The organism is Aeromicrobium sp. REDSEA-S38_B2 (assembly GCF_001628525.1).
GTDB lineage: Bacteria > Actinomycetota > Actinomycetes > Propionibacteriales > Nocardioidaceae > Aeromicrobium > Aeromicrobium erythreum.
On record NZ_LUNH01000074.1, the window covers coordinates 1 to 12606 of the forward strand.

Annotated in this window: 13 protein-coding genes, 1 tRNA gene and 1 pseudogene; 12 read left to right on the forward strand and 3 right to left on the reverse strand. The window is 72.5% G+C overall.

Translation table 11 applies throughout. The features are described from left to right. The coding region (locus A6Q81_RS13780; RefSeq protein ID WP_286690812.1) for a hypothetical protein at nt 1–227 on the reverse strand (227 nt) is incomplete at its 3' end. Between the two features lie 9 nt (nt 228–236). Between A6Q81_RS13780 and A6Q81_RS13785 the strand changes: the two genes are divergently transcribed. The 5 genes from A6Q81_RS13785 (at nt 237) to proB (ending at nt 4123) form a co-directional block, all read left to right on the forward strand. After that, complete coding sequence (locus tag A6Q81_RS13785; RefSeq protein WP_286690813.1) at nt 237–560, forward strand: hypothetical protein; 324 nt, start codon at nt 237–239, stop codon at nt 558–560. A gap of 160 nt (nt 561–720) precedes the next feature. Next, entirely contained in the window at nt 721–1032 is a 312-nt protein-coding gene (rplU, locus tag A6Q81_RS13790; RefSeq protein WP_067858960.1) for a 50S ribosomal protein L21, read from the forward strand. A gap of 12 nt (nt 1033–1044) precedes the next feature. Then, entirely contained in the window at nt 1045–1299 is a 255-nt protein-coding gene (rpmA, locus tag A6Q81_RS13795; protein ID WP_067858958.1) for a 50S ribosomal protein L27, read from the forward strand. A gap of 83 nt (nt 1300–1382) precedes the next feature. Then, nucleotides 1383–3026: a GTPase ObgE gene (gene obgE / locus A6Q81_RS13800; RefSeq protein WP_083516421.1), complete on the forward strand. Its 1644-nt coding sequence runs from the start codon at nt 1383–1385 to the stop codon at nt 3024–3026. Next, complete coding sequence (gene proB / locus A6Q81_RS13805; protein ID WP_067858955.1) at nt 3023–4123, forward strand: glutamate 5-kinase; 1101 nt, start codon at nt 3023–3025, stop codon at nt 4121–4123. Before obgE ends, proB begins: the two co-directional genes overlap by 4 nt. 71 nt (nt 4124–4194) lie before the next feature. Here proB and A6Q81_RS13810 read toward each other — a convergent pair whose 3' ends face one another. Then, entirely contained in the window at nt 4195–5412 is a 1218-nt protein-coding gene (locus A6Q81_RS13810) for an endonuclease/exonuclease/phosphatase family protein (protein ID WP_286690814.1), read from the reverse strand. 142 nt (nt 5413–5554) lie between these two features. Between A6Q81_RS13810 and A6Q81_RS13815 the strand changes: the two genes are divergently transcribed. From A6Q81_RS13815 to A6Q81_RS13840, 7 genes and pseudogenes are all read left to right on the forward strand, one after another. Then, complete coding sequence (locus A6Q81_RS13815) at nt 5555–6802, forward strand: glutamate-5-semialdehyde dehydrogenase (RefSeq protein ID WP_202967667.1); 1248 nt, start codon at nt 5555–5557, stop codon at nt 6800–6802. 47 nt (nt 6803–6849) lie between these two features. Next, nucleotides 6850–6999: a hypothetical protein gene (locus A6Q81_RS13820; RefSeq protein WP_236749731.1), complete on the forward strand. Its 150-nt coding sequence runs from the start codon at nt 6850–6852 to the stop codon at nt 6997–6999. Nucleotides 7000–7028: 29 nt separating this feature from the next. After that, complete coding sequence (nadD, locus tag A6Q81_RS13825; protein WP_257721377.1) at nt 7029–7667, forward strand: nicotinate-nucleotide adenylyltransferase; 639 nt, start codon at nt 7029–7031, stop codon at nt 7665–7667. Continuing rightward, a complete protein-coding gene (gene rsfS / locus A6Q81_RS13830; RefSeq protein ID WP_067858947.1) occupies nt 7664–8023 on the forward strand; it encodes a ribosome silencing factor in 360 nt (119 codons plus the stop codon). The genes nadD and rsfS overlap by 4 nt, the downstream gene beginning before the upstream one ends. A 56-nt stretch (nt 8024–8079) precedes the next feature. Continuing rightward, a pseudogene (locus tag A6Q81_RS17300) lies at nt 8080–8331 on the forward strand (histidine phosphatase family protein); the annotation flags it as partial. A gap of 64 nt (nt 8332–8395) precedes the next feature. Further along, on the forward strand, nt 8396–8581 hold the full coding sequence (locus tag A6Q81_RS13835) for a histidine phosphatase family protein (protein ID WP_286690815.1): 186 nt from the start codon (nt 8396–8398) through the stop codon (nt 8579–8581). Between the two features lie 77 nt (nt 8582–8658). After that, nucleotides 8659–8731: transfer RNA gene (locus tag A6Q81_RS13840), tRNA-Ala, on the forward strand. Between the two features lie 293 nt (nt 8732–9024). Here A6Q81_RS13840 and A6Q81_RS13845 read toward each other — a convergent pair. Further along, nucleotides 9025–12606: HtaA domain-containing protein (locus A6Q81_RS13845; protein ID WP_286690816.1), on the reverse strand; the 3582-nt coding region annotated here is incomplete at its 5' end.

Below are 12606 nucleotides of genomic sequence, written 5' to 3' on the forward strand. Positions count from 1 at the left end.
GAGCGCCCACCGCGCGACGACCCGGAGGTCGAGCCGCCGGAGGTGCCGTTCGAGGTGCTCGTGTCCGCACCGGACGTCTCGTCCGCCGTCGTCTCGTCGGTGGTCGTGTCGGCGGCGGCCTCGTCGTCGCGGCCCCGGCGAAGCGCGCGAACGAGATCGCTGTCACCGCCCAATCCGAGTTCGCTGCCGATGCCGAGCAGGGTTGAGACAAGAGTAGCCTTGACCACCCCGCCCCAGTGATAGTCGACGCCGTCCTCGAGCCGACGCCGACCGACGAGGCCCCGGCCGCGAGCCCGGCGGACGAGGCCGAGAGCCCCGCGAAGGAGGCCGCTGCCGACGCGGAGGAGGCCGCCCAGCCCGTCCCGTCCGACGTCCCCGAGCCGATCGTCGCCTCGGCGCCGCAGCCGGTGCAGGACGCCCTGCCGACGCCCGAGGCCGAGCAGGTCCCCGCGACCGTCGAGCCGGAGCCGAAGCTCGAGTCGGCGCCGGACGCCGGTGACGAGGGTGACGAGCCGACCGGCGAGACCCCCGCTTTGACCGAGCCGGGGGAGGGTCCGTAGTATGGATCCTCGGCGCGCCGTGCGCGCCGATCGTCCTGTCCGGGTGTGAGCCCGGCACCGGCCCGGTCCAGCGCAGCCGCTGAGCCCAGGCCCCGTCGGACCCGGACGCCCCCGGCCCCCGGCACACACAGCTTCCAGCAAGAACCGAGTGAGGAATCCCGTGGTCTACGCAATCGTGCGCAGTGGCGGCACGCAGCAGAAGGTCGCCGTCGGCGACGTCATCGAGATCGACCAGCTCGGCCTGGCCGAGGGCGAGTCCGTCTCGCTGCCGGCCGTCCTGTACGTCGACGGCGACGCCGTGACGGCCGACGCCGACAGCCTCTCGACGGTCTCCGTGACCGCCGAGGCGATCGGCGCGACCAAGGGTCCGAAGATCATCATCCAGAAGTACAAGAACAAGACCGGCTACAAGAAGCGCCAGGGTCACCGTCAGAAGTACACCCAGGTCAAGATCACCGGCATCGCGAAGTAGAGGACTGAACTCATGGCACACAAGAAGGGCGCAGCCTCCACCAAGAACGGCCGCGACTCCAACGCACAGCGCCTCGGCGTCAAGCGCTTCGGCGGCCAGCTCGTCAACGCCGGCGAGATCATCGTCCGCCAGCGCGGCACCCACTTCCACCCCGGCACCAACGTCGGCCGTGGCGGCGACGACACGCTCTTCGCGCTGTCGGCCGGCTCGGTCGAGTTCGGGACGCGTCGCGGCCGCAAGGTCGTGAACATCGTTCCGGGCGAGTAACCGGCAGAACATCCGTCGAAGGGGTGGTCCGCGCATGCGGGCCACCCCTTCGACGTCCCCACACCACCCCAGGAGCACCTGACATGGCCGTCCCCACCTTCGTCGACCGCGTGACCCTCCAGGTCGTCGCCGGCAACGGCGGCCACGGCGTCGCGTCGGTGCACCGCGAGAAGTTCAAGCCGCTCGGCGGCCCCGACGGCGGCAACGGCGGGCACGGCGGCGACGTCGTGCTCCGCGTGGCGGCCGACGTGACGACGCTCGTCGACTACCACCACGAGCCGCGCCGCAAGGCCGGCAACGGTGCGCCCGGCGGCGGCAGCAACAAGAGCGGCGCCCACGGCGAGGACCTCGTGCTCAAGGTGCCCGACGGCACGGTGGTGCGCTCGGGCGGCCCGCACGGCACCGGCGAGGTCCTGGCCGACCTCGTGGGCGTCGGAACGGAGGTCGTGATCGCCGCGGGCGGCCGCGGTGGCCTCGGCAACGCCGCGCTCGCGTCGAGCAAGCGCAAGGCCCCCGGCTTCGCGCTGAAGGGCGAGCCCGGCCAGGAGCGCACGATCGTGCTCGAGCTGAAGGTCGTGGCCGACATCGGTCTCGTCGGGTTCCCGAGCGCCGGCAAGTCGAGCCTCATCGCCGCGCTGTCGCGTGCCCGCCCGAAGATCGCCGACTACCCGTTCACCACCCTCGTGCCCAACCTCGGTGTCGTCACCGCGGGGTCCACGACCTTCACGGTCGCCGACGTGCCCGGTCTCATCGAGGGTGCGAGCGAGGGTCGGGGTCTCGGTCACGACTTCCTGCGCCACGTCGAGCGGTGCGCCGCGCTCGTGCACGTCGTCGACTGCGCGACGGTCGAGCCCGGGCGCGACCCGCTGACCGACCTCGACGTCATCGAGGCCGAGCTGCGCGCGTACGCCGAGGCGTTGCCCGAGGGTGCGACCGGAAAGGACCTGCTCGAGCGGCCGCGCCTGGTGGCCCTGAACAAGACCGACGTGCCCGACGCCGCGCAGATCGCCGAGTTCGTGCGGAGTGACCTCGAGGAGCGCGGCTACGACGTGTACGACGTGTCGGCGGCGAGCCACCAGGGACTGCGCGAGCTGTCCTTCGCCATGGCGCAGATCGTCGCGCGGCGTCGCGCGGAGACGCCCACGCAGGAGATCACCCGCATCGTGCTGCGTCCGCAGGCCGCGGCAGGGGTCGGCGCGGAGTTCACGGTCGACCAGCGTCGGGGCCCCGACGGCCAGCGCCAGTGGATCGTGCGCGGCGCGAAGCTCACCCGCTGGGTCGGCCAGACCGACTTCAGCAACGACGAGGCCGTCGGCTTCCTCGCCGACCGGCTCGCGCGGCTCGGCGTCGAGGAGGCGCTCGCCAAGCAGGGTGCCGAGCCGGGCGACGACGTCGTCATCGGTGGCACCGCCGACCAGGGCTGGGAGGACGCGGTCGTCTTCGACTTCGACCCGACCATCCAGGCCGGTGCCGAGATGCTCGGCCGTCGTGGCGAGGACCAGCGCCTCGACCGCGACGACCGTCGCACCAACGTCGAGCGACGCGAGCAGCTCGCGGCCAAGCGGGCCTACGAGGCCGAGGCGCGCGAGGCGCGTGCGCGGGGCGAGGAGCCCAGCGCGGCGCCCGACTGGACCTTCGAGGACGACGACGACCTGCTCGACCTCGACGACGGGCCGGAGTCCGGCGAGGACAGCCCCGCCGACGTCACGGCGGACGACCGGTCGTGAGTGCGCGGCGCGTCGTCGTCAAGGTCGGCTCGTCGTCGCTGACCTCGGCGGCGGGGCACCTCGACCCGGAGAAGGTCGGCCACGTCGTCGACGCCCTCGCCGCGGCACGCCGCCGTGGCGACGAGGTCGTGCTGGTGAGCTCGGGTGCGATCGCCGCGGGACTGGGCCCGCTCGGTCTGACGACGCGCCCGCGTGACCTGCCGACCCAGCAGGCGGCCGCCAGCGTCGGCCAGGGCGCGCTCGTGGCGCACTACTCCGAGCGGTTCGCGGCGCACGGGATCACCGTCGGGCAGGTGCTGCTGACCGTCGAGGACGTCACGCGGCGCAGCCACTACCGCAACGCGCACCAGACGTTCGCGCGCCTGCACGAGCTCGGCGTGCTGCCCGTCGTCAACGAGAACGACACCGTGGCCACGAGCGAGATCCGCTTCGGCGACAACGACCGGCTGGCCGCGCTCGTCGCCCACCTGGTGCACGCCGACCTGCTGGTGCTGCTGTCCGACGTCGACGGGCTCTACACGGGGCACCCGTCGCTGCCGGAGTCGCGGCCGATCACCGACGTGCACGGCCCGGACGACCTCGACGACGTCGACGTCGCGCGCGTGGGCTCGAAGGTGGGCACCGGCGGCATGGTGACGAAGGTCGAGGCGGCACGGATCGCGACGGGCGCCGGGATCCCCGTGGTGCTCGCCCGCGCCGACCACGCGCGCGCCGCCGTGCTGGGCGAGCAGGTGGGCACGCGGTTCCACCCGACCGGCCGGCGTCGGCCGACCCGTCTGCTGTGGCTCGAGCACGCCAGTGAGACCAAGGGGCGGCTGCTCGTCGACGACGGCGCGGTCCGGGCGCTCACCGTGCGCAAGGCGTCGCTCCTCGCGGCGGGCATCGTCGGCGTGGAGGGTGAGTTCGGAGCGGGGGAGCCGGTCGACGTCGTGGCGCCCGACGGCACCGTGGTCGCGCGCGGCCTCGTCACCTACGACAGTGCCGAGCTCCCGACGCTCCTCGGGCGCAGCACCCCCGACCTCGCGGCCGACCTCGGCGCCGACTACGAGCGCGAGGTCGTCCACCGCGACGACCTCGTCGTCCTGCACCCCCACTGACCGCCCCCACACCCCGCTGAGTGTGACGTTCGCGGGGCTCAGCGGGCTCTTCCGGCCCGCAAACGTCACACTCAGCGGGGAGGGTGGCGCAGGTCGACCCAGACGAGCCGGTGGTCGGAGGCCGGGAACGGGTAGGTGCCGGTGAGGCGCGAGAGCGGATCGGCCTGCACCGGCCAGAAGACCCGCGCGTCGCGGATGTCCAGGTCGGCGCTCGGGAGCACGTAGTCGGCGCGGATGTTGCCCGGCGGCTCGGAGAAGTCGGCGGTGTCGAACTGCGGGTCGCCCCGGTGGGAGAGGTTGGCGCCGCCCTGCAGACGTGCCGCCTCCACCGCACCGTCGCTCGACGGGGTCAGCGAGGTGTTCACCCGGCGCAGGTCGAGGAGCTGGTGGGTGGCGCCCGGCAGCGAGTCGCCGTCGACGGGGTCGGAGTTCAGGTCGCCCGCAATCACGAACGACGCACCGCGCTGCAGTCCGCCGGGACGGCCGCGGTCGTCCCTGATCCACCGAGCCTCCCGGGCGGGGCCGGTGTAGTCGGCCCAGAAGCGGATCTCGTCGGCGTTGCGGCGACCGTTGCGGTCCTCGGGCCCGTCGAAGACCGGCGGGGTCGGGTGGCTGACGAGCAGGTGGACGGAGCGTCGCCCGACCCTGACGGGCACGTCCCAGTGCGACTTGCTCGAGAGGCGCAGGACGTCGACCGCCTCGGGGGAGTAGTAGCCCTGCGGCATGCGATTGCCGGGCATGTCCTTCCACAGCAGCTTCTGGAAGGTGCGGACGTGCTTCTCGTCGATCGGGTAGCGGCTGAGCACCGCCATGCCGTACTGGCCGGGGAACGCCCCGAAGCCGTAGGCGTCGTCGGGGCCGTCGGTGCGACCGTCGCCGTTGAGGTCGAGGCCGGTGGGCACGCCCGTGTTGACCGGTGCCGTGAACGTGTACCGGTAGCGGACGGGGTCGGCGCCCTGCTGCCCGCGCTCGAGGTAGTTCCGCTGGAACAGGCGCAGCGCCTCCGGGTCGTGATCGACCTCCTGCAGCACCAGCACGTCGGGACGGGTGCGCTGGACGATCTCCGCGACGGCGCGCGCCTGCGCGTTCGACGGCGTCGACAGGTCGCGGCGCAGGTCGCCCGCAGCCGGTCGGTTCAGCGACGCGTTGAACGTCGCGACCCGGACGGTCGGCTCCACGCGACCGCGCTCGTCGCGCGCGTCGGCGGGCGAGGAGGTGACGGGCACGGCCAGGACCGTACCGACCAGGACCAGTGCGAGCACGGCGACGAGCCGATTCCCCCGAATCATGGGGACAGTGTGCACGGCCCGGGTGAACGCCAGGTGACCCCCGATCCCCGCTGAAGGTGACGTTCGCGGGCCCAGTCCCGTCGAGATGGCCCGCGAACGTCACGCTCAGCGGAGGGTGGAGAGCACGCACTAGGCTGCAGCCGTGAAGGATCAGGTGCACGAGCTCGCCCGCCGCGCCCGCACGGCCGCACGGTCGCTGGCGCTGGCGTCGCGGGCGCAGAAGGATGCGGCCCTGCTGGCCACGGCCGACGCCCTGGAGGCCGCGACCGAGCGCGTCGTCGCGGCCAACGCGCTCGACGTCGAGGCCGCGCGTGCCGAGGGCACGCCCGAGAACGTCGTCGACCGGCTGCTGCTCGACCCCGACCGCGTGGCCGCGTTCGCCCAGGGCGTGCGCGACGTCGCCGCACTGCCCGACCCGGTCGGCGAGGTCGTCCGCGGCTCGACGCTGCCCAACGGCCTGCGCCTGGAGCAGGTCCGCGTGCCCATGGGCGTCATCGGCATGATCTACGAGGGGCGGCCCAACGTCACCGCCGACGCCGCCGCCATCTGCCTGAAGGCCGGGAGCGCGTCGCTGCTGCGCGGGTCGCGCTCGGCGGCGCGGTCCAACGCGGCCATCGTCGACGTCATGCGCGAGGCCATCGCCGCCGCCGGGCTCCCCGCCGACGTCGTGCAGGCCGTGCCCGCCGACGACCGCAGCAGCGCCACCCACCTGATGCAGGCGCGCGGCCTCGTCGACCTCGTGATCCCGCGCGGCGGCGAGGGCCTCATCCGCACGGTCGTGGAGCAGTCGACCGTGCCCGTCATCGAGACCGGCACCGGCAACGTGCACGTCTACGTCGACGCCGACGCCGACCTCGACATGGCGCTCGACGTCGTCCTCAACGCCAAGACCCACCGCACGAGCGTGTGCAACGCGGCGGAGTCGCTGCTCGTGCACCGCGACGTCGCCGAGGACTTCCTGCCGCGGGTGACGAAGGCGCTGCAGGCGGCCGGGGTCACGATCCACGGCGACGCCTCCTTCGCCGCGGTCGCCCCCGGCGTGCTCGAGGCCTCCGACCACGACTGGGCCACCGAGTACCTCTCGCTCGACATCGCCGCGAAGGTGGTGGACTCCCTCGAGGACGCCGTCGAGCACATCCGCACCTGGTCCTCGGGCCACACCGAGGCGATCGTCACCCGCTCGATCGACGCGGCGCGACGGTTCACGCTCGGCGTCGACTCGGCGGCCGTCATGGTGAACGCGTCGACGCGCTTCACCGACGGTGGGGAGTTCGGGTTCGGTGCGGAGATCGGCATCTCCACGCAGAAGCTGCACGCGCGCGGACCGATGGGGCTGCCGGAGATGACCACGACGACGTACGTGGTCACGGGCGACGGGCACGTGCGCTGACGCACGCCGGATCGTCGGGCTCGCGGGCACGCTGGTAGATTGCGGCCATGCTCGAGATCCTGGCCGCCATGGAGGAGTCCGGAGAAGAAGGAAGCTTCCTCTTCACGGCGATGCTCATCGGAGGTACCGCCCTGGGCATCCTCCTGGTCCTGCTCATCGCGCTGCTGGCCTTCGGCAAGGGCCGCGAGCACTCCTGAGCACGACCCACGGGCCCCAGGTCGTCGACGTGGCCCCCGAGCACGCACCGATCCGCCGACGTCGCGTCGGCGTCATGGGTGGCACGTTCGACCCCATCCACCACGGGCACCTCGTCGCCGCGAGCGAGGTGCAGTCGTGGTTCGACCTCGACGAGGTCGTCTTCGTCCCCACCGGGCGCCCGTGGCAGAAGGCCGACCGTGAGGTCTCGCCGGCCGAGCACCGCTACCTGATGACGGTGATCGCGACGGCGGCGAACCCGCGCTTCGAGGTGAGCCGGGTCGACATCGACCGCGACGGACTCACCTACACGATCGACACGCTGCGCGAGCTGGCCGCGGCCATGCCCGACGCCGACCTGTACTTCATCACCGGTGCCGACGCGATGGCCGCGATCCTGACGTGGCGCGACCACGACGAGCTGTTCGAGCTCGCCCACTTCGTCGGCTGTACGCGTCCCGGGCACGAGATGGACGAGCAGACGCTCGCCGGTCTGCCGGCCGAGCGGATCACGCTGGTCGAGATCCCGGCCCTCGCGATCTCCTCGACCGACTGCCGTGGACGCGTCGCGTCGGGTGAGCCGGTCTGGTACCTCGTCCCCGACGGCGTCGTGCAGTACATCGCGAAGCACCGTCTCTACTCCGCCTCCGACTCCGAGGACCCCTCATGACCGCAACCGACCGTGCCGTCGAGCTGACCCGGGTGGCTGCCGCTGCCGCGGACGAGAAGCTGGCGACCGAGATCATCGCCTTCGACGTCTCCGAGCAGCTGTTCATCACCGACGTGTTCCTGCTGTGCAGCGCGGCGAACCAGCCGCAGGCCCGCGCCATCAAGGACGCGGTCGAGGAGAAGCTGCTGGAGCAGGGCGCGAAGCCGGTGCGCCGCGAGGGCGACCGTGAGGGTCGTTGGATCCTGCTCGACTTCACCGACGTCGTGGTGCACGTGCAGCACACCGAGGAGCGCGCGTTCTACGCCCTCGAGCGGCTGTGGAGCGACTGCCCGACGATCGACCTCGAGCTCGCGTGACCCGCCGGGTCGTCCTGTGGCGCCACGGGCGCACGGAGTGGAACGTCGCCGGTCGGGTGCAGGGCCAGACGGACACGGCGCTCGACGAGGTCGGAGTCCGGCAGGCTGCGGCTGCGGCTGCACGCCTCGCGTCGCTGCGGCCGGTGCGGATCCTCAGCTCGGACCTGCAGCGTGCTCGGCACACGGCCGAGGAGCTGTCGCGGCTGACTGGGGTGCCGGTGGAGCTCGACGAGCGGCTGCGCGAGATGAACTTCGGCGAGCGCGAGGGCCTGACGTGGAAGGAGTCGTGGGAGCGCTTCCCCGACCTGATGAAGGCCATGCTGGAGGACCGCGAGGAGCGGTTCCCGGGCGCGGAGCTGCACGCGGAGGCGGGTGCTGCGCGTGGGCGTGTGCACGTTCCTGGGGTTCCCGGAGGCCACCTGGCGCACGTTCGCGGGATTGTCGAACTGCTCGTGGATCGCGTTGGAGCAGATCTCGCCGGAGCACGACACCCGGTGGCGGCTCACCGAGTGGAACGCGGGCACGCTGCCCGAGCCGGTGATGTCGGACGACGGGTGACCCCCGGTGTTTACCCGCCCAGGGGGAGGGTCTAGAGTTCTTACTCGGTGATCGACGAGTGCGAGAACCACCCGCGAGGGGCATTGGCGCAGTTGGTAGCGCGCTTCCATGGCATGGAAGAGGTCAGGAGTTCGAATCTCCTATGCTCCACTCGGACCAAGAAGAGCCCCCCAGCCATCGTGCTGGGGGGCTTTTCGCTGTCTGTGGGGGCTCTTCTTCGTCCGAATCGGGACTGGTGATTCGGGGAGGAGTGAGCGCCAGCGAGCGACGGAGTCTCCTGTGCTCCACTCGAACGGCAGAAGGCCCCCAGTCCATGAGACTGGGGGCCTTTCTCGTGGTGTCGGGAGCTTCCTCCGTCGGCGGTAGGTGAGACGCGCGATCTCGGCCCGGTGGGGCGGCTGACCTACCGCTGACCCAGGTTCCGCGCCGCACCTACCGCCCAGTCAGCGCACGCGGAACCCCACCGGCCGGCTCGTCGCCGTCGTGAACGAGGCGGGGTCGCGGGGGGTGAAGGTGGCACGGACGGCGTAGCCGCGGCGGGCGAGGCCCGCCGGGAGGCGGACCGTGGCGCGGCCGCCGCTGGTGCGTGCGGTCGCGACCTTGCGGCTGCCGAGCCGGACGGTGACGGTGCCGACGGGTGTCGTCCCGTTGGACGCGGTGAGCCGCACGCGGACCAGCGCCCGCCTCGACGCGGGGGCTCTCGACGTCTGCGACGCGCGGGAGAGCGACACATGCGCCGCCGTCCGGGCCGGAGCCACGTCGAGCCGGACCGCCCGGGAGACGACCGCACCGCTCGCGTTGGCGACCCGTACCCGGAAGGTCGCGCGCCGGTCGGCGGTGACCACGCGGTCGAGCGTGAGCGTCGGTCCGTCCGCGTCTGCGACGGCCAGCCAGCTCGAGCCGACCTTGCGCTGCCACTGGTACGACAGGTCCTCGCCCGATGCCGTCACCGCGAACCGGGCTTGACGGCCGACCGTGGCGGTCATGGGGCTCGGCTGGGTCAGGATCGTCGGCGGCTCCGCGATTGGCTCGGTGCCGTCGACCTCGAACGCGCCGACGGTGATCGGGGCGGGGGGCTTGTCCGGGTCGGCCGCGCCTCCCGAGCTGTACCAGTACGACGTCAGGCCGGTGCGGGCGTGGAAGTCGACGAACGGCTGGGGCCAGGAGCCCCACGCGTCACCCGTCCGCAGCTGCGCACTCGCACCCGCGGGGACGTCCACCTCGACGCCCGCGTAGTCGGGCTCGACCACGAAGCCGTCCGGGTCGACCTCGACGTCGCGGTAGGTGGCGACGACGACGTCCTCGACGGGCGCGATCGGGGTCTTCTCGCCGGGGTTCTCCTGGGAGGACCCGTAGCCCGAGAGGTCGGCGGTGAGGCGGCCGACGCCCTCGTCGTCGACGGTGAGCACCGGGTCGCTGAGGGTGAACGGCACGAGCCCGCCGTAGAAGTTCACGGTCCAGGCGCCCGACCACGCGATCGTCGCCGACCCGTCCTGCTCCACGCGCCCCCGGCCGTCGTCCAGCGTCACGACCTGACGGGTTCCGGGGTCGGCGTCGACGTGCGCCGCGCGCGTGGCCCAGGAAGCAGGGATGCGCTCCTCGCCGTCGAGCTGCAGCACCGACACGCTGCCGGCCTCGGCCTGGTAGGTGCCCTCGCTGCCGTCGGAGACACCGGCCGAGAAGTAGGACGACCCGCCGAACGGCGGTGCCTTCTGCAGCTCCTGCGAGCCCGACCACTCGAGCCTCGCGCCGCTCACCGTGCCTGCCTGCGACGCGGGCGCCTCGACGGTCAGCGTCGCGGTGCGGGAGTACGTCGTGCCCAGGCTGCTGGTGACCTTGAGCCGGAACTGCGACCCGGTCTGGTCGGCGCTGGTCTCGCGGACCGTGAGGGACGTGTCGCCGACGACGAGGTCGTCGTCGTCCGTGCCCACGGTCGTCCAGAACCCGTCCACGCGACGCTGCCAGGTGCTCGACGTGACCTCGGGGGAGGCGAGCACCTCGGCATCGAGGTTCGCGACGGTGCCCGGTCGGGTGCGGACGTCCTGGGGCTGCACGGCGAACCGAGGCGGGTAGGTGACGGTCAGCTGCGCCTCGTCGGAGACGACCGTGCCGGCGTCGTTGACGACCGTGAGGCGGTAAGTGCTCCCGGCGGTGGTGGGCGACGCCGCCACCGTCAGCGAGGTGCCCGTGGCGCCCTCGACGTCGGTGAAGCGCGAGGCGCCGACGGCACGTCGTTGCCACTGCACGCGGGAGGCGCCGGAGACCTCGGCGCGGAAGGTGACGTCGCGCGCCGTCTCGTCGGCGCCGAGCTGGACCGACACGTCGTCCGGCTGCTCGTCGACCGTCGGGGTGATCCCGCCGAACGCGAGCCGTGCGTAGCCGAAGCCGTCCTTCTTCAGCGGGACGTAGAGCGAGCCGTCGGGACCCACCTTGAGCAGGGCACGTCCGAAGGAGTAGGTCGCGTAGTCGGGCACGCGGTAGCCCACGGTCGAGCCGTCGCGACGCACGAGCTGGACGGCCTCGCCGTCGGTGTCGGCGTTGTCCGTCGCCCAGAGCAGGTCGCGGCCGGCGTCGTAGACCATCGATGCCGCGAACACCGAGTAGCCGTAGTCCGGGTAGACGTCGGGGCCGCGGAAGGGCTCGCGGGCCGTGGCGACGCCGTCGACGAGGTCGACGCGCACGTAGTCCTCGATCGACTGGCCCGACCCGTGCAGCAGCACCGAGCCGTCCGGGCCGGGCGTGGCCGACGTGTAGCCGTAGTAGGTGCCGAACACCGTGCTCGTGTGGCGCGTCCCCGGGACGGGCGTGACCGCGACGGTGTCGCCGGAGGGGCGCAGGTGCAGGGCCGGCAGGTAGCGGACCTCATCGTCGACGTACCCGTACCCGGTCCCGGTGGCCAGCACGTAGGAGCCGTCGCCCAGCGCCGCGAGATCGGGGTCGGTGTCCATCTCGCCGCTCGTGAACGGTCCCGCGTACTCGATGGCGCCCGCGTACTCGCCGGTCGTGGGCAACGTCATCGTGCCCGCGGACCGGGTCCAGCCGTCGCCCGCACGGCTGAAGCGGAAGAGGGTGACCTTGCCGGCCAGGTCGGTCGCCTCCGGGTCGTCGGAGAGGACGGCGAGCTCCTGGGCCACCGGGTTCCACGCCAGCGAGCCGACGCCGGGGACCTGGGTGTTCCCCTCGTCGTCCGTGCGGCCGTCGTGCAGACGGCCGACGACGGCGGACGTGAACGTGCCGGTCCCGCGGTCGAACGTGAGGGACCGCACGGTCGTCCGGACGGCAGGGTCGCCGTCGCGGCTCGTCACGTAGAACAGCGTGTCGGTGGCGGGGTCGATCGCGGTGCGCAGGTAGCGACCCGTGTAGACCTCCTCCGGGGCGACGGGCTGCTCGAACGGCCGGCCCACCGGCTTCATCGTCTGGGCGTCGAGCGCACGGACGACGAGCGTGTCGCCGATCTCGGGCGCGATCTCGGCGACGTAGACGACGTCGCCGCGCGGGGAGACCTCCAAGGCCCGGCTGGCGGTGCCGAGGCCGGACGTCGTGCTCACCGACATCCAGCGGCCGTCCTCGCGCAGCGCCGGAACGCCGGGACGGTCGAAGCGCTCGGTGAGGTCGGGCTTGCCGCCGTCGCCGGCGTACTCGATCGAGACGGGGTCGAGGGTCGTGCCCTGGCCGTAGATGGAGAAGCCCGGGCCGGCGACGGCGGGGACGTCGGTCCAGGTGGTGGTGCCGGACGCGGTGGTCGGGGCGACGTCGGTCACGTCGAGCTGGGCCAGGACGACGTCGACGTCGTGGTGCAGCTCGCCCCCGGGGTCGTCGCGCGTGTAGCCGGTGTGGGTGCCGCGGATCTCCTGGACCGTGGGACTGATCGTCACGGTGAGGTCGGAGTACGTCGTGTCGAGGGCCCACTTGCCCGGCTGGACCTGGCCGTACCAGCTGCGGAAGTGGACCGACCCGGCGAGGTCGAGCGTGGTGGTGCGGGTCTCGGGGTCGTAGCTGCCGGACTCGACCGGGAACCGGAAGGC